This is a genomic window from Crocosphaera sp. XPORK-15E (genome assembly GCF_034931425.1).
In the GTDB taxonomy this organism is placed as follows: domain Bacteria; phylum Cyanobacteriota; class Cyanobacteriia; order Cyanobacteriales; family Microcystaceae; genus UHCC-0190.
Window position 1 is genome coordinate 86438 of the sequence record NZ_JAYGHQ010000010.1, and the last position, 18707, is coordinate 105144.

At 36.5% G+C, this 18707-nt stretch carries 20 protein-coding genes; 9 read left to right on the forward strand and 11 right to left on the reverse strand.

What is annotated here, in order from left to right; all coding sequences use genetic code 11:
* Positions 1–10 precede the first annotated feature (10 nt).
* The 8 genes from mutS to VB691_RS12665 form a co-directional block, all read right to left on the reverse strand.
* Positions 11–2662 carry a DNA mismatch repair protein MutS gene (gene mutS / locus VB691_RS12630; RefSeq protein ID WP_323291854.1) on the reverse strand — a complete coding sequence of 884 codons (2652 nt, stop codon included), beginning with the start codon at positions 2660–2662 and terminating at the stop codon, positions 11–13.
* A gap of 189 nt (positions 2663–2851) precedes the next feature.
* On the reverse strand, positions 2852–3136 hold the full coding sequence (locus VB691_RS12635; protein ID WP_323291855.1) for a hypothetical protein: 285 nt from the start codon (positions 3134–3136) through the stop codon (positions 2852–2854).
* A gap of 141 nt (positions 3137–3277) precedes the next feature.
* Complete coding sequence (locus VB691_RS12640; RefSeq protein WP_323291856.1) at positions 3278–3568, reverse strand: type II toxin-antitoxin system Phd/YefM family antitoxin; 291 nt, start codon at positions 3566–3568, stop codon at positions 3278–3280.
* 102 nt (positions 3569–3670) lie between these two features.
* Positions 3671–4123: a nucleic acid-binding protein gene (locus VB691_RS12645; RefSeq protein ID WP_323291857.1), complete on the reverse strand. Its 453-nt coding sequence runs from the start codon at positions 4121–4123 to the stop codon at positions 3671–3673.
* 11 nt (positions 4124–4134) lie between these two features.
* Positions 4135–4362 (reverse strand): hypothetical protein, encoded by a 228-nt coding sequence (locus tag VB691_RS12650; RefSeq protein ID WP_323291858.1) that lies wholly within the window; start codon positions 4360–4362, stop codon positions 4135–4137.
* Positions 4363–4584: 222 nt separating this feature from the next.
* A complete protein-coding gene (locus tag VB691_RS12655) occupies positions 4585–5412 on the reverse strand; it encodes a hypothetical protein (protein ID WP_323291859.1) in 828 nt (275 codons plus the stop codon).
* A 451-nt stretch (positions 5413–5863) separates the two neighbouring features.
* On the reverse strand, positions 5864–6568 hold the full coding sequence (locus VB691_RS12660) for an RloB family protein (protein ID WP_323291860.1): 705 nt from the start codon (positions 6566–6568) through the stop codon (positions 5864–5866).
* A 2-nt stretch (positions 6569–6570) separates the two neighbouring features.
* Positions 6571–7872: an ATP-binding protein gene (locus VB691_RS12665; protein ID WP_323291861.1), complete on the reverse strand. Its 1302-nt coding sequence runs from the start codon at positions 7870–7872 to the stop codon at positions 6571–6573.
* A gap of 240 nt (positions 7873–8112) precedes the next feature.
* On the opposite strand from VB691_RS12665, the gene acnB reads away from it, so the two are divergent.
* From acnB to VB691_RS12685, 4 genes are all read left to right on the forward strand, one after another.
* A complete protein-coding gene (gene acnB / locus VB691_RS12670; protein ID WP_323291862.1) occupies positions 8113–10749 on the forward strand; it encodes a bifunctional aconitate hydratase 2/2-methylisocitrate dehydratase in 2637 nt (878 codons plus the stop codon).
* Positions 10750–10839: 90 nt separating this feature from the next.
* On the forward strand, positions 10840–12027 hold the full coding sequence (locus tag VB691_RS12675) for an ATP-binding protein (RefSeq protein ID WP_323291863.1): 1188 nt from the start codon (positions 10840–10842) through the stop codon (positions 12025–12027).
* A gap of 5 nt (positions 12028–12032) precedes the next feature.
* Positions 12033–12755: a DUF4276 family protein gene (locus tag VB691_RS12680; RefSeq protein ID WP_323291864.1), complete on the forward strand. Its 723-nt coding sequence runs from the start codon at positions 12033–12035 to the stop codon at positions 12753–12755.
* A 157-nt stretch (positions 12756–12912) separates the two neighbouring features.
* Positions 12913–13254, forward strand: a complete 342-nt coding sequence (locus VB691_RS12685; RefSeq protein ID WP_323291865.1) for a XisI protein — start codon at positions 12913–12915, stop codon at positions 13252–13254.
* A 245-nt stretch (positions 13255–13499) separates the two neighbouring features.
* Here VB691_RS12685 and VB691_RS12690 read toward each other — a convergent pair whose 3' ends face one another.
* Together VB691_RS12690 and gntT are read right to left on the reverse strand one after the other, a co-directional pair.
* Positions 13500–13643, reverse strand: coding sequence for a hypothetical protein (locus VB691_RS12690; protein WP_323291866.1), 144 nt, complete (start codon positions 13641–13643; stop codon positions 13500–13502).
* 157 nt (positions 13644–13800) lie between these two features.
* Complete coding sequence (gene gntT, locus VB691_RS12695; protein WP_323291867.1) at positions 13801–15165, reverse strand: guanitoxin biosynthesis MATE family efflux transporter GntT; 1365 nt, start codon at positions 15163–15165, stop codon at positions 13801–13803.
* 226 nt (positions 15166–15391) lie between these two features.
* On the opposite strand from gntT, the gene rpmH reads away from it, so the two are divergent.
* From rpmH to VB691_RS12720, 5 genes are all read left to right on the forward strand, one after another.
* A complete protein-coding gene (rpmH, locus tag VB691_RS12700; RefSeq protein WP_323291868.1) occupies positions 15392–15529 on the forward strand; it encodes a 50S ribosomal protein L34 in 138 nt (45 codons plus the stop codon).
* Positions 15530–15572: 43 nt separating this feature from the next.
* Positions 15573–15956, forward strand: a complete 384-nt coding sequence (gene rnpA / locus VB691_RS12705) for a ribonuclease P protein component (RefSeq protein ID WP_323291869.1) — start codon at positions 15573–15575, stop codon at positions 15954–15956.
* Positions 15928–16323, forward strand: coding sequence for a PH domain-containing protein (locus VB691_RS12710; RefSeq protein WP_323291870.1), 396 nt, complete (start codon positions 15928–15930; stop codon positions 16321–16323). The genes rnpA and VB691_RS12710 overlap by 29 nt, the downstream gene beginning before the upstream one ends.
* Positions 16324–16442: 119 nt before the next feature.
* The gene (yidC, locus tag VB691_RS12715; RefSeq protein WP_323291871.1) at positions 16443–17579 is read left to right on the forward strand and encodes a membrane protein insertase YidC; all 1137 of its coding nucleotides are present in this window, start codon (positions 16443–16445) and stop codon (positions 17577–17579) included.
* Positions 17580–17612: 33 nt separating this feature from the next.
* Positions 17613–18101 carry a protein jag gene (locus VB691_RS12720; RefSeq protein WP_323291872.1) on the forward strand — a complete coding sequence of 163 codons (489 nt, stop codon included), beginning with the start codon at positions 17613–17615 and terminating at the stop codon, positions 18099–18101.
* Between the two features lie 45 nt (positions 18102–18146).
* On the opposite strand, the gene VB691_RS12725 is transcribed toward VB691_RS12720, so the two are convergent.
* Positions 18147–18704 carry a tetratricopeptide repeat protein gene (locus tag VB691_RS12725; protein WP_323291873.1) on the reverse strand — a complete coding sequence of 186 codons (558 nt, stop codon included), beginning with the start codon at positions 18702–18704 and terminating at the stop codon, positions 18147–18149.
* Between the last annotated feature and the right edge of the window lie 3 nt (positions 18705–18707).

Here is an 18707-nt window from a genome sequence, read left to right on the forward strand (position 1 = left end):
TTAACTCTTATTAATTACCAAAAATGTCTAATTGTTCAATTAATTCTCCTTGGTTTTTGCTATCTTTAACAGGACTCATTTTTTTGATTCCTTGGCGTAATCCTAAAGCAATTTTACTATGTTTTTCTATCTGATTCATCACCTGTTTAGCACGACTAATAACGGAAGGAGGTAAACCCGCTAACCTTCCTGCTTCTATACCATAGGATTTATCAGCACCCCCTGGACGAACTTGATGTAAGAAGATAATTTCATTGGGGAATTCTTGCACCGTAACTTGATAATTTGCTACGTTAGAAAGGATAGAAGCAAGTTCATTTAATTCATGATAATGAGTAGCAAAAATTGTTCTTCCTTGAATTTCTGTTGCTAAATATTCCGCCACTGCCCAAGCAATAGAAAGTCCGTCAAAGGTAGCGGTTCCCCGTCCAATTTCATCTAATAAAATCAATGATTTTTGTGTCCCATGGTTGAGAATATTGGCTGTTTCATTCATTTCTACCATAAAAGTTGATTGTCCTGTCGCCAAATCATCCACCGCCCCCACACGGGTAAAAATGCGATCACTGATGCCTAATTTAGCTGAGGTTGCTGGTACAAAACTTCCAGTTTGGGCCATTAATTGAATCAGTCCAACTTGTCTTAAATAACAGCTTTTTCCACTAGCATTCGGCCCCGTTAAAATAATTAAATCTGGAGTTCCTTCTCCTTTATTATCTCCCATAAAGGTTGAATTAGGAACAAATAAACCTATTGGCAAAGATTGTTCAACAACCGGATGTCTACCGTCCCGAATTTCGATGAGTCTATCTTCAACGACTTCGGGGCGACAATATCCTTGAAAAACCGCAATTTCTGCTAATCCCGATAATACATCAATAGCAGCAACCGCTTTCGCAATTTGCCGAATTTCTTGGGCTTTCTGAGCCACTTTTAAGCGCAATTCGACAAACACATCATACTCTAATTTATTGAGGTCATCCTGTGCCGTTAAAATGCGGGTTTCTCGCTCTTTTAATTCAGGGGTAATATAACGTTCTTCATTGGTCAAAGTTTGTTTTCTGACATAATTATCTGGGGCCTGTTCTGCTTTACTACGAGGTAGACTTAAATAATAGCCAAATGTTTTATTATATCCAACTTTAAGATTAGAAACTCCCGTTCTTTGTCGCTCTGTTAATTCTAAATTAGCTAACCATTGACGATCATCTTCAAGACGATGACGCATAGCATCCAAATCAGCATTAATACCATCTCGAATTACACCCCCATCTTTTAAATGTAAGGGAGGAGATTCTACTAAATTATCGATCACATATTGACCTAAATTTTCTAATTCAGGAGGAACATTTTGCAGGGCTTTTAAATAGGGAGAACTTCCTTCTTGAGCTAATTCTGCTAAGTCCTTTAACTTAACTAATGACTCTGCTAAAGATAATAAATCTCTGGCATTTGCGGTTCCTGCACCGACTCTTCCCGTAATACGTTCTAAATCATAAATACTGCGTAATAACTGTCGTAAATCTTGTCTTAGTGAAGGGTTTTCTATTAATTCTTGAATAGTATCTTGTCTCGCTTTAATACCTTTAATAGTGAGTAAAGGTTCTAATAACCAGCGACGTAATGCTCGTCCTCCCATAGCGGTGCAAGTGCGGTCTAATGACCATAATAAAGACCCATGAAAACTGCCATCTCTTACGGTTTGGGTAATTTCTAAGTTGCGACGGGTTTGGTGGTCTAAAATAAGAAAGTCAACCTGATTATAAGTGCGTAAAATTTGCAGGGGAACTTGATGAGCTTTTTGAGTATCTTCTATGTATTCTAATAACCCTCCAGCAGCACGAATTGCTAGGGGTAAATGTTCGCATCCCATCCCTTCTAATGAGCGTACTCCAAAGGTAATTAAAAGTCTTGGTTTGGCTTCATTTATAGTAAAAGGTGTTTGCGATCGCAGGGAATAACAAAAGCAGTCTGGTAAGATTTCAGCTAAATGTTCAGACCTTTCTCCAGGACGTAATAAACTATTAATATCAGGTGCGTTAGTTGGGATTAAAATTTCTGAGGGTTGTAAGCGCAATAATTCTAAGTTTAAATGTGATAATTCTTTTGATTGTGTGGTAAAAAATTCTCCCGTTGAAATATCAGCATAAGCGAGTCCCCAATGTTCTCCAGCAATAACAACAGCAGCCAAAAAATTGTTACGTTTTGCTGATAACATCTCATCATCGGTGAGAGTTCCTGGGGTCAACAATTTAGTAATTTGTCGCTCTACCATTCGCCCCTCAGCAGCAGCTTGAGCAGAGTCTTCTACCTGATCACAAATGACCACAGCATAGCCTTTTTCTACTAATAAGCGACTATAACGATCTAAGGCATGATGGGGAACCCCTGTCATAGCAACTCTCCCAATTTCTTTGCCTCCATCTTTACTGGTTAAACCTAATTCTAATTGTTGAGAAATGGTAACAGCATCCTGAAAAAAGCATTCAAAAAAATCCCCAACACGATACATTAATAACGCATTAGGATATTGTTTTTTTACCGCCACATAATGTTGATTCATGGGGGTAAGTTTATTGAGATCAAGGCAACGATAATCAGTATGAGGATCGTTTTTTGTGGCAATTCTTTGGGTAGGGTTTTCTTCTGGGGAATTAGTCATTGATTATGGTATCTGGAAACTGCTTCTATTAGTATTAGCTACATTATAATCTATTGAGGTCAGTATAACCTAATAAATTTGCTCCATTCTATATCAATTCCTCTAAGAATATCAACCCAAATCTAACTTATACCTAAACTTAACAAAGCCCTTTGATCATAAGGTGGGCATTGCCCACCCTACAAGCTTTTATCGAGGTGCTTTAGTCCATCCAGCTTTTCTAGCTTCTTCTTCGCTACAGAACCATCTTTCACCTTTATCTGGTGATATTACAGTTTTTTCGTAATCTTGTTGTCCGGGAACATGATAAAGTTTTTTACCCGTACTAACTGAAATGTTACCTTTTATATTACATTTTGGATTCGGTGCAACAGTGCTTGAGGATGAAGCAAAAGCGGAGTTATTTTGCGATTGAATAGTAATGGATGAAACAGCAACTAAACTGACAGCGACAAAACCGATAATTTTTTTCATTGTGTATTTTCAACCTTAGTAATTTGGTGGCTAAGTTTAAAATACCCAAATTCTCTAAACCATTGATCAGCATGAACAGGGTTATTTTCTTTTAACCAAAGATATATGGATTCAATATCTATAGATGCACTACGAGTTAATTTAACTTTGTATTCCATGTTTTTTTTGCATTTCTTCTACAAAATCATCTAAGGATTGTACGTTATCCTTTGCTATATCCTCTAATCCTTTTTTGATCCCAATAATGGTTTCTAATTGTTCTATTGTATCAAGGAGTTTTTGATAGGAATCTGCATCTTGTACCACTAATTCTGCTTTGCCATTAATGGTTAAAATAACAGGATTACCTGTTTCTTTCATTTGAGCAACAAGTTCGTTGGTATTACGTTTAAAGGTGGATAGGGATTGAATATCGGTACTTAAATTAATCATGGGATTGATAATAGCACTAAATTTGCATTAAATTTAATGTTAGCATAAAAGATTCAATCTATTGTAGGGGTCATGGTTCGTTATATTATAAGACAAACATTATTATTTAATTAATCTCCAATCTCTTGCATCAATAAACTGTGATAAATGTTTAACATTTGTAGTAGCAATAATTACTTCATTTCCTGCTTCTTCTACTAATACTGCTTGTGCTGCTAAAATAACGTCTCCATCAAGTGCTTGAGGGGATGCTGTCGGTTTTCCTCTATTTCTTGCTTCTGCCCAAAATTCAGCAGCTTTAAGCATAATTTCTGTTGTGATAGGAAGATAACCAATAGTCTCTTTTAATTGATTAAGTTTTCTAATCCCTTTAACTTTTCCTGCTCTTAATAATTCTCGTCTGATTTCATAATCGACAATTTCAGATAATATTAATATGTATTTTTTCTGTTGTAATGATTCTAACCAATAGCGACATTCTAAATTGTTAGGTGTTGCTTTCGGGTTTGTTACCATCCCCACAATAGCAGAATCAAGAAAAATAACTTTACTCATTGAACAAAAAACTAAATATTTATTTTATATTCATTAACTGCTTGTTGCAGAAAGTTCCAAGTTTCTTGTTGTTCTTGCAAATCTTCTGTTTCCCATTCTGTTAACAATTTGCTTAATTTTTCCTGTCTTTGTTTTTCTAGTTCTGGGTTGGGATATTTAATATTTTCCATTAAATTTTTCCAGTCATTAGTCTGGTTGTTAGCTTCAGTAATAGTAGGGTTTATTTTTGCTTGAGACATGGTTAACTAAATTAGTTACTAATAGAGTCTTGCTTATAATTATAAGACATTGCCATGAGATTTTGGGTTTCAATCGTCATAACTCTTTACAAAATAAATTAACCAAATTTCATTAATTTTAGGGTTCATTGATATTATTAATGGGTTGATTAATATATCCGTAGGGGTCAACGGGCGTTGACCCTAATCACCATTTAGAGGGATTATTAGGATGTAATTGATCTAATTCCCTCGATACAATGGTAAAGTTTCTGAATTGCCAATAATCCTCTCCATCACTAATTTTGGTTTCAATCCCAAATACCTTAAAATCTCATAAATACGATCTCTCGTATTACTAACAGTTCCATCACTAATAAGATTATGATGATAAACCTTATTGCGTCGATGACGCAAAATTGTTAATTTTTCATCAACCTCAGATCTACTTAATTTAGATAAAGTTTCATTAGTGTTTTCTGGATTCTTCTTATTGTCAAAAAGAGTTTTAGTTTGATAACTATCCCAAGCAGATGAATCAGATATAAATGCAATAGTTTCAGCGAAAGATAACTCTGTGGGAAACCATTGAGTATACCTTTTATCTTCAATCCACTTAGGGTAACAATTTCTATCTTTATACCAATGGCTATTATTCAAATGTTTAGTATAATGCAAATCAACGGCACACCTTAAACTATCTTCCAAAACATTGAATGCGAGATAAAGAAAGGCATATTCTCGTAACGAACGATTATATTCTCCTTTAACCATTCCCCAAAATCTGTTAGGATCAACTAGAGCCTGTTCACGATCTGATAAAGAACTCTCCTTTTTAGCTGGAATAGAGATCTCCAAAGTCCCAGATTTCTTCCAGTTGCGACGTTTTGGGTATAATTCCTTGAGAAGTTCCTTACGATCTGAAGAAAGTTGACCATAGCTGTCTTTGAGACGCTCATAATGACAATAACTCAGAAACTGCTTAATTTGAGATTCTACGGGATGATTACGAGGAATTTTTAAATCCTTACATATCTTCTTGTAGAATTCCTCATATACAACAACACTCATATAAATTAAACAAAAAATTGGCCCAGGGGTATTTCACCCTGGATACGGCATTACAAATGAAAGTTAGCATAAGTAACCCGTTTATGTTCTCCATTTATGTTAGATCAATTTGATGTGAATGTCAACTTTAGTATTTATTTTGTTGATTGAGTATATTAATGAACCCTAATACTCTCACCGAATAAACATTGACACTGATAACAACAAAATGATAATTATATCCTAGAGATGGTTAATTTATAGATTGTCTTTTATTCCTAATATTCGTAGGAGTCAACGGCTGTTGACCCCTACAAGTATTATTTTGTCAAGTCTTACATAAGAGAAAATATACTGAGTTTTTCAGTGCTTTTCTTGGTTGGTTATATTATCGTAGTCAATGGTTGTTGATTTACTGATAAAGATTGATCTTCATCTGACCATAAAATAACAATAGTGTAAGTTAATTGCATCATTCAGACTCCTGATTTTTATTTTTTTTTATAATTATTTCATTAAGTTTTTCTACTAATTTATAAACAGTTGTTGATGGATTTTGATTATGTCTTTCAATACTTTCTTGAACACTAAGTTCTTTTTCATCATTTTCATTATCGTTACTTTTGTGGCTGTTCCAAAGTTTTTTAGCAAACTTAATAGCATCAAATTGTTTATCTTTAAGTTTTTCATACATATTCTCAGAATTTTTCTCGTATTTCTCTCCTAGTCTTTTGTTTTCACTTAGCATTTCTTTTAGATCACTTCGGTGTGTTTCACTTTGATAGTATTCATAATGCAATAAAAACCATAATTCAAAAGCATCATTAGAAACAGCTAAATTTAACTTATTTTCAAATGCTAATCTAATAGCTTCATTAAAGTTCTGTTTATTGTTATTTTCTTTTTTTGCATCTCTATCAAAAACACACCAGACTTCATCTTCTTCATAATCACCATCTTGCTGTTTTCGTTTTATAGCTTCTGTTACTACTGTTATTCCTACTGCTCCTAATGGTTCAATTATAATAGTTACGGTTTGATTATCTCTCCCTATCTGTTGAAATGATTTAAAATAATTAGGTTCGGTTTCTGCACCTTCACAAAGAATCAGAAACCTTTTTCTTGGAGGTTTCTGATTTGTTATTCTTTGAAAAAGTTTTGAACTGTTTCTAGACATTTTTAGTTAGATAAGATGTTAATAAAATTACCAACAAAAGGAATTGCACCATATTTACCTCGAATATAATCTGACTCAAATTCTGAATTTTCTTCAATATCATACTCTACCAAAGAATATAAATCAGTAGCTCCTTGTGTATTTTTTTCGGTAAACCATATCTGATCCCTTCTTAATAATCTGCTACCAAATAAGTTAGGATTTAGCAAGTTAGTATCATGAGTCATAAAAATAAGTTGTGCAGCTTTAGGATTATACTGATTTGAATTAAATAATTGAATGATTTTATGAGTTATGAGAGGATGTAATCTTGCATCTAATTCATCGATAACAAGGATTTGATTATGTTTTAAAGCATTTAAAATAAGGGTAGAAAAATAGAATATTTTTTTAGTTCCCTCAGATTCATTTTGCTCTAAATCAAATTTTTCTAATCCAATAACTTGACCTTTCTCATTATATTTTTCATGAGATGTTTGAATACTATGTCTTTCCATTGTGGATCTTAAAATGAGTGATTTAAGTTCATCTGGTATATCTTTAGGTAAATTATCAGTAGATATTTTTTCTTCAATGATACTAATATCTTGAATTGATAAATCTAAATCCTTGATTAATTTAATTGCATCTCTTTTTATACCAGAATCTTTGAAAGATTGTACGGTTAAATGTTTATAAATGCTATCATGAGTACCTGACCCAGAAATGACTTGCAAATTAGCAAACCATTTCACTACTTCACTGGATATTTTTCCATTGAATTGTGCTAAAACAGAAATAAATAGAGAATTTTTTTTTGTTTTATCTTCTAATTTTAAGGCTTCAGAAAAAGATTTTTTGTTAATTTTGAATTTTTTTTCATGTCTTCTAAATAATTGATATTCTTTAACTTTAGGAGTATGAAACAACCATTCCTCAATCACTCTATCTTTAGATACTTTAAACCCATATCGGTAAACTCTTTTTTCGAGCATAAAAGTCATTTCAAACAATGATGCTTGAGTTTCTGTTTCTGTACTAAGTCTAAAAGGTTCAACTTCAATAGTATCTGTTATTTGTATCGCTTTTAAAGAATTAATTACAAAGCTTTGCATAAAACCTAATGCTTTTGCTAGATTACTTTTACCACTGGCATTAGCACCATAAATAGCAGCAGTTTTAAGCAAACTTAATTCTTGATTAATTGCAAATACGTTATTAGTATCTAATTCTGAATCTTGACTATCAATATCAGAGGCAACCATGCTGAAAGTTACTGTCTCTTTGAAAGACAGAAAATTACCAACTTTGAACTCAATCAGCATGAATTTGATTTAACCTTGTGCTTTGTGTATTTACTTTAACTAAAATTACAGCATATTCTAGACGACATATCAACCCTCTTTAGATTTTATAGAGGTTTCACCAATATTTTGTGACACTCTTTCCCCTAAACTTAACAAAAGCCTCCACACTGTTACAGAATAAACTTGATACCCTTAAGAGTGATACCCTAAACAGTTTCTATCGCAACAGCAAGAAGTACATAGCAGGAGAATGACTAAATGTTAGAAAACTATCACAAACACGCAGCAGAAAGAGCAAAACTTGGTATTCCTCCCCTCCCCTTAACCGCAGAACAAACATCGCAACTATGCGAAATGTTAAAAAATCCCCCCAAAGAACTCAAAGAAGAACTTTTGATGTTATTACAGGATAGAATTCCCCCTGGTGTGGATGAAGCGGCCTATGTTAAAGCAGGGTTTTTAACAGGTATTGCTAAGGGTGAGATAACTTGTCCCCTCATCTCTCGTCAAGGGGCCATTGACCTCTTAGGAACCATGATGGGAGGCTATAACGTACAATCTTTAGTAGACTTACTCAAATCTTCTGATAGTACCCTCGCATCTACCGCAGCGATCGCATTAAGCAAAACCCTGTTAGTTTTTGATGTGTTCAATGAGGTTTTAGAATTATCTGAAACTAACCCCCATGCAAAACAAGTTGTTGACGCATGGGCCAATGCTGACTGGTTTATCGGTAAACCCAAAGTCCCTGAAAGCATTATCGTTACTGTCTTTAAAGTCCCTGGGGAAACCAACACCGATGACCTATCCCCTGCTCCCCATGCTACCACAAGGCCTGATATTCCCCTCCACGCCTTAGCAATGTTAGAATCATCCATGCCTGATGGACTGAAAACCATTGCCAGACTGAAAGAAAAGGGTTATCCTGTGGCTTATGTTGGGGATGTGGTAGGGACTGGTTCCTCCCGTAAATCTGCCATCAACTCGGTTTTATGGCATATTGGCAATGATATTCCTTTTGTCCCTAATAAACGGTCAGGAGGCTATATTATAGGCGGAAAAATTGCCCCTATTTTCTTCAATACTGCGGAAGACTCTGGTGCATTTCCCATCGAATGCGATGTCTCAGAGATGGAAACGGGTGACGTTATCATCATTTATCCCTACAAAGGGGAAATTACTAATGAAGCAGGAGAACTTATTGCTACTTTCACCACTAAACCTGACACTATTCTAGACGAAGTTCGGGCCGGTGGACGCATTCCTTTACTCATTGGACGGGGTTTAACCGATAAAACCCGTCACGCTTTAGGATTAGAACCTAGCACGATATTTGTCCGTCCGATCCCCCCTTCCCCCCTTACTAAGGGGGGTGTCGAAGACGGGGGGATCCCAGGGTTTACTTTAGCGCAAAAAATGGTCGGTAAAGCTTGCGGTTTACCAGGGGTCAGACCGGGGACTTCTTGCGAACCCATCATGACGACTGTTGGTTCTCAGGATACCACAGGCCCCATGACCCGTGACGAATTAAAAGAACTCGCTTGTTTAGGGTTCAATGCAGACTTCACCCTACAAAGTTTCTGTCATACTGCTGCTTATCCCAAACCCGTAGACATCAAAACTCACCATGAGTTACCTGACTTCTTTTCGACTCGTGGAGGGGTAGCATTGCGTCCTGGGGATGGTATCATTCACTCTTGGTTAAACCGGATGTTATTACCCGATACGGTAGGGACTGGGGGTGACTCTCATACTCGCTTCCCCTTGGGTATTTCCTTCCCCGCAGGTTCCGGTTTAGTCGCATTTGCAGCAGCATTAGGGGTTATGCCCTTAGATATGCCAGAATCAGTATTAGTTAAGTTTACTGGGGAATTACAACCTGGGGTGACATTACGAGATATTGTTAATGCTATTCCTTGGGTTGCCATGCAACAAGGTAAATTAACTGTTGCCAAAGAGAACAAAATTAATGTTTTCAATGGCCGTATTATGGAGATGGAAGGGTTGCCAGATTTAAAAGTAGAACAAGCTTTTGAATTAACCGATGCAACAGCAGAACGGTCTTGTGCGGGGTCAACAATTAAGTTAGGAAAAGAGACTATTGCTGAATATTTGCAGTCCAATATTGCCCTAATCAAAAATATGGTTGCGCGGGGATATAAAGATTCTCAAACTTTGATGCGTCGTGCAGCAAAAATGGAACAATGGTTAAAAAATCCCGTATTAATGGAAGGGGATGAAACCGCAGAATATGCAGACATCATCGAAATCAACTTAAGCGAGATCAAAGAACCCATTGTTGCTGCACCGAATGACCCAGATAATGTTAAATTGATGTCCGAATGTGCAGGGGACAAAGTGGATGAAGTGTTCATCGGTTCCTGTATGACTAATATCGGACATTATCGCGCAGCCGCTAAGATTTTAGAAGGGGCCGGACGCATTAAATCTGTTTTATGGATATGTCCCCCAACCCGAATGGATGAAAAACAGCTACGAGAAGAAGGGGTTTATGGTACTTTTGCCGCATCTGGTGCGCGAACAGAAATGCCTGGATGTTCTCTATGTATGGGCAACCAAGCGCGTGTAGAAGACAATGCGACCGTGTTTTCTACCTCTACCCGTAACTTTAATAATCGTATGGGGAAAGGGGCCAGAGTTTACCTCGGTTCTGCTGAATTAGCTGCCGTTTGTGCTTTATTAGGAAAAATCCCCACTGTTGAGGAATACATGGAGATTGTCACTCAAAAAATTGACCCCTTTGCGGGTGAATTATACCGTTATCTAAACTTCAATGAAATTGAAGGATTTGAAGATGAAGGACGAGTTATTCCCTTAGATGAAATGCCCAAGATTGAGGATATTTTAGGGATTCCTGCGGGAGTTTTAAGTTAATATAGTAGGGTGGGCATTGCCCACCTTTCATAATATTCATGTTAAGCTAATTAACCGAGATATTTAGCCAGTTAATTTGAGGGAAACAAGATGAAATTAGACAAGTTTGAATATACATATAATGAAGGTTTAAAGAATGAATGGACAATTGAAGATTGTCAATTAAGTCAAATTAATTTAATTGTTGGTAAAAATGCTAGTGGTAAATCAAGAATTGTTAGAGCAATATATATATTATCGGAATTGTTATTAAGAGAAAGTGTTGCTCATAGTCTTAATGACAGAAAATACAAGTGGAATTTATATTTTAATAATGATAATCCAAATAAAAAGACTCAATATGTATTAGAAATAGAAAATGGTTTAGTAGTCAAAGAAAAGCTAATTATTAATAATGAAAATGTTTTGGACAGAAGTCAATCTGGTGAAGGTACTATAAAGGCAGAAGAATTACAAACAAAAATGCGTTTTCAATCTCCTCAAACAGAATTAGCAGTTTTAAAGCGTCGAGGAGATAATATTCAGCATCCTTTTTTAGAGGACATATACCAATGGGCAAAGTCTTTAAGATTTTATCAATTTGGTACACAATTAGGTCAAAATAGAGTAGAACCAATTCCTCCCACAATAGATATACTAAAAAGAAAAACCGATTTAAAAGATGATGAATATGTTATTAGTATTTTTTTACTTGGCAAAAATGAATTTCAAGATAATTTTTCCAATAAAATAATTAAAGATATGGGAGAAATTGGATATAAAATTTCAGAAGTAGGAACAAAAATACCATCTTTTTTTGAACTTGGTGATATTTCTCCTCCTGATGAATATAATAGTTTTCCCCAATTTTTATATGTTCAAGAAGATGATCTAAAAGCAATAACTGAACAATCACACATGTCTCAAGGAATGTTTAGAGCATTATCTTTATTTATTCAAATAAATTATTCTTTGTTAGCAGAAAAAGCGAGTTGTATTATTATTGATGATATTGGGGAAGGGTTAGATTATGAAAGAGCTTCTGCTATTATAAGATTATTAATTGAAAAAGCCGAAACAGGTTTAGTTCAACTAATTATGACGACTAATGATCAGTTTATTATGAATGGTGTACCTTTAGAATATTGGTCAGTGATTGAACGAAAATCTGGTAGTGCTAAATTACATAACATACTTAATTCAAAAGAGAAATTTGAAGAATTTGAATTTATTGGACTCAACAATTTTGATTTCTTTACCAGTGAGTTTGCTTTACAAGAACTTGGTGAGGATAAATAATTAAAATGAATCTGAAGAAAATAGCTATTTTTGTTGAAGGACAAACAGAACAAATATTTGTAGTAAAACTTCTTAAAGAAATTGCTAGACAAAAAGATATATCTATCAAAATTTATAAATTTCAAGGAACTAAATCTAGACGCACACCTCATTTATTAGAAGATATGAATATTGAAAATTCTCGTTTTTTTGCTCTTTTATATGATTGTACTTGTGAATCTCAAGTCCTATCTGATATCAAAAGTCAACATCAAAGTCTAACACAAAATAACTATACTAAAATAATAGGTGTGAGAGACTTATACCCAAAATCATTAGACGATAAACAAAAAATTGAGAATGGAATGAAAGGATTTATAAAACCGTTAAATAAAACTGGAATTCCCATTTATATGATTTTAGCTATCATGGAAATAGAGGCATGGTTTTTGGCAGAATGGCAATGTTTTAGTAAGATAGATAAGCTGTTAACTTATGAGTTTATTTTACAAAGTTGTGGACTTGATTTAATAAATATTGATGTTGAGACAATACCACACCCTAGTGATGATATAGATAAAATTTATCAATTGATTGGTCGAAATTATACGAAAACTAAGGAACAAGTTACAGAAATAGTTGAATCTATTGATTACCAACTGGTACTTTCAGATGTAGTCAAAAAAGCAAAACAACTAAAAAAATTAATTGAAGAAATTGATGAGTTTTTAAGTCAATCTATCCCTTGAAGAAGGTATTCTTAGTTTTTCCCAAGATAATAATATAGGAATAATTGCTATATCTTAATTAACTAAGGAGGCGATCGCTTATAATAGAGCTATTAATTTTACAAAAATACAAAGTTTTACTTTTAATTTTCGATATTACTAAAGAGGAAATCATCAAATGGACAAACTAACTCATTATCAAACCCTGATTAAACAAATCTTGACAGAATATGAAAAAATCTCATTGCAAGTTCCTGATCCCGATATAGATGAAGTGTTAATGTTTGATGACTCAAGAAGTCAATATCTTTGGTTTAATATTGGCTGGAAAAATGGGAAACGAGTGAAAGCAATTTCTGTTTATGTTCGTATTAAAAATAATAAAATTTATGTTGAGGAAGATTGGACAGAGGAGGGTATTACTACTGAGTTATTAAGAGAAGGTGTACCCAAAGAAGATATTGTTTTAGCATTTCATGCTCCCGATACTCGTGAGTTAACTGAATTTGCTATTGCTTAAAAACTCTAACAATCAGAAGATTAAAAGAACAACGAGATCAACTACAATGAAAAACCACCCTAGTTGTAGGGTGGAGGAGGTCATCTGGTACATCTGAGGAGGAAATCTAGATGTAGGGAAAACTGAAATTGTTGTTACTCTTAATATCTCATGTTTGTTGCGATTGAGACTTCATCTAGTTGGGTGAACTAACAGGTTAAAAATGAGGCGACAATTAGATAATTATCAAGAATTCATGACAGCAACTAGGCTTTTTTCTCTGTATGAATGGTATTGCTGAGCAGAGGATTAGAGAATTGCGTCCCTAATAAGTAATTGAAAAATAAACCTGTTGTACCGAGAAAGGCAAGAATTACAACAGTATCCAAAATTACTCTTTTGATAGACATGACTTCTCACTCCCGATTTCTATCAATCTAGTCCTTGTTTACATTTACCAATGTACCCTGAAACCTTGGGTAATTTCTTCATCCATCTTGGGTGTTTGAGTATCACCTAAACGGGTGATTTCAATAGCAGTTCTTAGGGAACGGCCGTTAGGCCCTACTAGGATTTTAAGGTCTTAGGGACTTTCAAGCCTAATAAAATAGCCCTAGTTGCCATAAAACTAGACAAGGCCAACCACAGCAAATTACTATCATGACATCGCCAGGCAATCATAGCCATGGGAACAAACCCGAAAAAAGTTGACCCCAAAGCGGTATTGCGTAACATAACCCCTTCCGCTAACCCAATAAAATAGCCGTCTAAAATAAAGGCAATGGAACCAAAACCCAGTACAGGTAATAACCAAACAACATAAGCACTAAGATCTGGTAAAATTTCTTGATGATTGGTTAATAGTCCAAATAAAGTTTCAGGGAATAGTACAAAAACACTGGCAGCCCCTAAGCCAACAAAAAAGCTGATAATTCCTGCTAATTTTAAGAGAGGAATTAATTGATGATGGGTTCCTTGTCCTTTAAAATTTCCTGCTAATGATTCTGTCGCAAAAGCTAAACCATCCACTAAATAAACAGCTAAAGAAAATACTTGTAAAAGCACAGCATTTTCAGCTAAGACTAGGGTTCCCATTGCTGAACTAACACTGGTAAATAATGAAAAAGCAGACAGTAAAACTAAGGTACGAATAAACAAATCTCGATTGAGCATTAAATTATCTTGTGCCTTTTCAAAATTCAGGAGTTTACTTACCTGTTTTAGTTCAGTCCAGTTAACTTCTAAGGCCACTAAAATTAGTCCAAAAATACACATTATAATTTGACTGATTGATGTCGCTAAACCTGCGCCCCCACTTTCCCAGCCCCAGCGAATAATCAATAAATAGTCTAAGATAACATTAGCTCCATTGCCAATTAAAGAAAGTAGCAAAACTTTACTACTTTGTTCTTTCCCTAAAAACCAACCAATGATGACAAAATTAAGGAGAACGGCTGGTGCGCCCAAAATACGCAGATCATAGTAAGCATGAGCCGATGCTTTCACAGCAGGGGCAGCACTTATTAGGGTAAATCCTAACCAACCTAAAGGGTATTGTAAAGCAAGAATTATCAATCCTAAGATTAGGGCTAATAACCCATTTCTTAACAAGACTAATAATACTTCTTCGTCGTTTTTCGCACCGACACCATGAGCAGTTATTCCTGTGGTGCTAGTGCGTAAAAATCCTAAAGAACGATAGAGATAATTAAACAAAATTGTCGCTAAAGTTACCCCTGCTAAATGATGAATTTCTCCTAAATGTCCTAAGAAAGTGACACTCAGTAACCCCGATAAGGGAACCATCAAGTTAGATAGGATATTAATTAGGGATAACCGGAGAAAACGGAAGGAAAAAGACGGTAAATTGAGGAGGTTGAGTCCAAGATTTTTATTCAGCCCAAGAGAGGCTATTTTTAGCGGAGATTCCATCAAGTTTGCCTAAGTTAACAGTGAACTTAAAATGTATTTTTATGATTTCTTTATTAAGTTTAATTTTAGCTTAACGTGGCCGAAAAACGAGGGACTGTTTGCCAAGGTCAAAAAACTATAGTCTGTCAGGTAATGGGGTTTACTTATCGGAAATTTAGGGATATAATCAGAGACTGTGTCTTTCAAGACCTAAGCGAAATAATAGCGTTGTCGGAGGAATAGATTTGTGACTCAGCGTACCCTAGGGGGAACTAAACGTAAACAAAAAAGAACGTCAGGATTTCGGGCGCGGATGCGAGCGACTAATGGACGGAAAGTGATTCAAGCGCGACGGAAAAAAGGACGGCATCGGCTCTCGGTATAATGATCAAATCGGTTCCCGTCGTCAAAGCCCCCCTTAAACCAGCGTGGGATTACCCAAACACAACCGCCTGAAGCAGCCCAAGGCGTTTCAGGCTGTTTATAGTCAAGGAAAACGGTATCAGAGTTATCATCTGGTTTTGCGGGTTTTACCGCAAATAAACCCAGACAACAGGACAATACCGACGCAATTTGGCATTGCCGTCAGTCAAAAAGTAAGTAAGAAAGCTGTCATCCGCAACCGCCTAAAACGTCAAATTAGGGCAGCAATTCGTCTTTTACTCCCTAGTATCTCGCCAGGGTATCGGATAGTCATTGGCATTAAGCGTAATGGAATAGAGTGCAAATATGAACATTTTTTGCGAGAATTAAAGGAGTTGTTAATTAACGCTGAGATTATTTATGGGAATAAAAGAGAACACATTTTATGAAGGGGGCCCCCATATTGGGGATTTAATCATTAATATACTGTTAGGATTTACGGTGATCTGTTTACCCTTGACCGTTGGAGCCATTGTACGAGCTATCTGGTTACGGTATCGCATCACTGACCGTCGGATTTCCATTACTGGGGGTTGGATGGGACGCGATCGCACCGATATTATTTACGGTGAAGTGATTAAAATGGTAAAAATGCCCCGTGGCATTGGTTTATGGGGGGATATTGTTGTCACTCTCAGAGATAAAAGTCGTCTAGAAATGCGGGCAGTTCCCCAGTTTCGTGAGATATATGACTACATGGCTGAACGAGTTGCTGATAAAACAGGCAAATCCGTCGAAGCTATTACGAGTCAATAACTTTCAATAACTTCTAAAATCAACTCAAGGAAGGGGAACAGTTGAAACCTTACCCCTTCAGCCTATTCAATGGATTACAGAAAGATCACCCATTAGCGAAATAACTGGGATTAAGACGAATGGACTTTGGTGTCGGATTTATTTCCACAAATATTATGTTGCCAATCCTGGATTTTTTCTACGGGATTGTGCCAAGCTACGGTTTTGCAATTATTGCCTTAACCCTAGTCATTCGCTTCGGTTTGTACCCACTCAGTGCGGGACAAATTCGTAATATGCGAAAAATGCGAATTACTCAACCTTTAATGAAAGAGCGACAGGCAGCAATTCAAAGTCGCTATAAAGATGATCCGGCCAAACAGCAAGAAGAAATGGGGAAACTGATGCAAGAGTTTGGCAACCCCTTGGCCGGTTGCTTACCCCTCGTGCTGCAAATGCCGATTCTCTTTGCCTTATTTGCCACATTACGGGGGTCGCCCTTTTCTGATATCAACTACACCGTTGATGTCCAAATTCTTCCCCAAGAACAAATTGAACGGGTTATTCCTCAACCCTTTGCCACCAAACCTAGTAACATTTACGTCACGGATGGTCTTCACTATCCGATTTCAGCCCTCTTACCCGCAGGAAATACCTTGGGAGTGGGGGATAAGACAAACGTCGAATTTCAAACCGCTGAAGGTCAATCTCTTTCTCAATTAGTGGCCCAAACTCCTGAAAAGGCGATTAAACCCACCTATCAGGTCACAAAAGGCTCAGAAAGACTGAAAATTAATGAAGATGGCACTGTTGAAGCCTTTGCACCTGGCGATGCCACCATTCAAGCCACCATTCCAGGCCTTGCGGCTAATACCGGATTCCTCTTTATCAAAGCCTTGGGACAGGTTGGAGTTGTGGGTGAAGATGGCAGCATTAACTGGGATATCCTGGGCATGATTTTATTCTTCGGTGTGAGTATTTATATCAACCAAGAATTATCGGGATCATCAGGAGGAGGGGCCCAACAACAACAGGCGGTGAATAAGATTACCCCTGTGATTTTTAGTGGAATGTTTCTCTTTTTCCCCTTACCGGCCGGGGTTTTGATGTATATTGTGGTGGCAAATATGTTTCAGACCCTACAAACCGTTATCTTGATGCGGGAACCTTTGCCAGAAAACTTGCAAAAATTAGTAGAACAGCAAGAAAAAGCGGAAAAAGTCAAAGAAGCCCTGCCCTTTGAGAAGCGTTCCAAGAAAAAAGAGAAAACCTCTTAAATTGCTAGTTAAGTGTAGGTTAAAGTTGTCAATATGGAGCAACAAGAACATCACGGAAAAAAATGGTTGGAAACCCTCTTAAGTTTAATGGGGTTTCCCGCCGAAGTGACCGTTGCATATCGGGAAAGTGAAATCGGGGAATCGGATGAATGTTGGTTAATTATCAATGACGCTCAATTGACCCCTGAACAAATTTCACTATTGATTGGTGAAAGGGGGGAAGGCATTGATGCTATTCAGTATCTAGCCAATACCTTAATTAATTTAAGTGTGGATGATTCTCAACAACAGGGATTTACCATTGAACTCAATGGTTATCGTTTGCAACGTTATGAAGAACTGAAAGCTTGGACACAACAGGTGGCCCAGCAAGTTCGTCAGACGGGTAGGGAAGTCGAAATGCCTTCTCTGTCATCAGCAGAACGCCGTCAAGTTCACACATTTTTACAAGAGGTAGCAGATTTGGAGACGGAAAGTCGGGGACAAGAACCAGATCGCCGTTTAGTGGTTAAACCCCGATAAATCCCTCTGAATTGTGAAAAAGTCCGCAATTGCGGACTTTTTTGTTTAAAGATTGGGACTAGGCTGAGGCTCCGAATTCAAATTAAGGGGATCGGGACTTGGTGCCGGATTAGGATTGAGAGAATCGAAATTTGGGATTAGATTAAGGTTGAGGGGATCGGGACTCGATGCTGGATTGGGATTAGGGGAAGCTTGATTAGGGTTAGGAGAAGAAGCAGAAGCCTGATTTTGCGCCTGTTTCATCTGTTGGAGAACGCTTTGATATTCCCGATTGTCTGGGACTAATTTGACCAATTTTTCCATGGGTGGGATGGCCTTATCTAAATTTCTCGCTTGTATTTGCGTCGCCACTAAAGTTTTTAAGGCTTGTTCTAATCCTTGTTTCGCCGTGGGGTTATCAGGTTCTCTTGTTAAAACGGTTTCATATCCTTGTACCATAGACTGTAATTGTTCATCCATGCCAGGATTATTGTTGGTGGTAGGTTCTTCAGGAGAAGATTGTCGAAAGGAAAATCCAGCCACCGTCATTGTCGCTAGTAACGCTAAGCCCGACACAATGGTCACAACCCGTTGAAAGATTTTTTTAGAAGATGTATCAGACATAAT

Coding starts and splice junctions, on each gene's coding strand:
- mutS (WP_323291854.1), bottom strand. CDS start 2,662: ATGACTAATTCCCCAGAAGAAAACCCTACCCAAAGAATTGCCACAAAA.
- VB691_RS12635 (WP_323291855.1), bottom strand. CDS start 3,136: ATGAAAAAAATTATCGGTTTTGTCGCTGTCAGTTTAGTTGCTGTTTCA.
- VB691_RS12640 (WP_323291856.1), bottom strand. CDS start 3,568: ATGATTAATTTAAGTACCGATATTCAATCCCTATCCACCTTTAAACGT.
- VB691_RS12645 (WP_323291857.1), bottom strand. CDS start 4,123: ATGAGTAAAGTTATTTTTCTTGATTCTGCTATTGTGGGGATGGTAACA.
- VB691_RS12650 (WP_323291858.1), bottom strand. CDS start 4,362: ATGTCTCAAGCAAAAATAAACCCTACTATTACTGAAGCTAACAACCAG.
- VB691_RS12655 (WP_323291859.1), bottom strand. CDS start 5,412: ATGAGTGTTGTTGTATATGAGGAATTCTACAAGAAGATATGTAAGGAT.
- VB691_RS12660 (WP_323291860.1), bottom strand. CDS start 6,568: ATGTCTAGAAACAGTTCAAAACTTTTTCAAAGAATAACAAATCAGAAA.
- VB691_RS12665 (WP_323291861.1), bottom strand. CDS start 7,872: ATGCTGATTGAGTTCAAAGTTGGTAATTTTCTGTCTTTCAAAGAGACA.
- acnB (WP_323291862.1), top strand. CDS start 8,113: ATGTTAGAAAACTATCACAAACACGCAGCAGAAAGAGCAAAACTTGGT.
- VB691_RS12675 (WP_323291863.1), top strand. CDS start 10,840: ATGAAATTAGACAAGTTTGAATATACATATAATGAAGGTTTAAAGAAT.
- VB691_RS12680 (WP_323291864.1), top strand. CDS start 12,033: ATGAATCTGAAGAAAATAGCTATTTTTGTTGAAGGACAAACAGAACAA.
- VB691_RS12685 (WP_323291865.1), top strand. CDS start 12,913: ATGGACAAACTAACTCATTATCAAACCCTGATTAAACAAATCTTGACA.
- VB691_RS12690 (WP_323291866.1), bottom strand. CDS start 13,643: ATGTCTATCAAAAGAGTAATTTTGGATACTGTTGTAATTCTTGCCTTT.
- gntT (WP_323291867.1), bottom strand. CDS start 15,165: ATGGAATCTCCGCTAAAAATAGCCTCTCTTGGGCTGAATAAAAATCTT.
- VB691_RS12710 (WP_323291870.1), top strand. CDS start 15,928: ATGGGAATAAAAGAGAACACATTTTATGAAGGGGGCCCCCATATTGGG.
- yidC (WP_323291871.1), top strand. CDS start 16,443: ATGGACTTTGGTGTCGGATTTATTTCCACAAATATTATGTTGCCAATC.
- VB691_RS12720 (WP_323291872.1), top strand. CDS start 17,613: ATGGAGCAACAAGAACATCACGGAAAAAAATGGTTGGAAACCCTCTTA.
- VB691_RS12725 (WP_323291873.1), bottom strand. CDS start 18,704: ATGTCTGATACATCTTCTAAAAAAATCTTTCAACGGGTTGTGACCATT.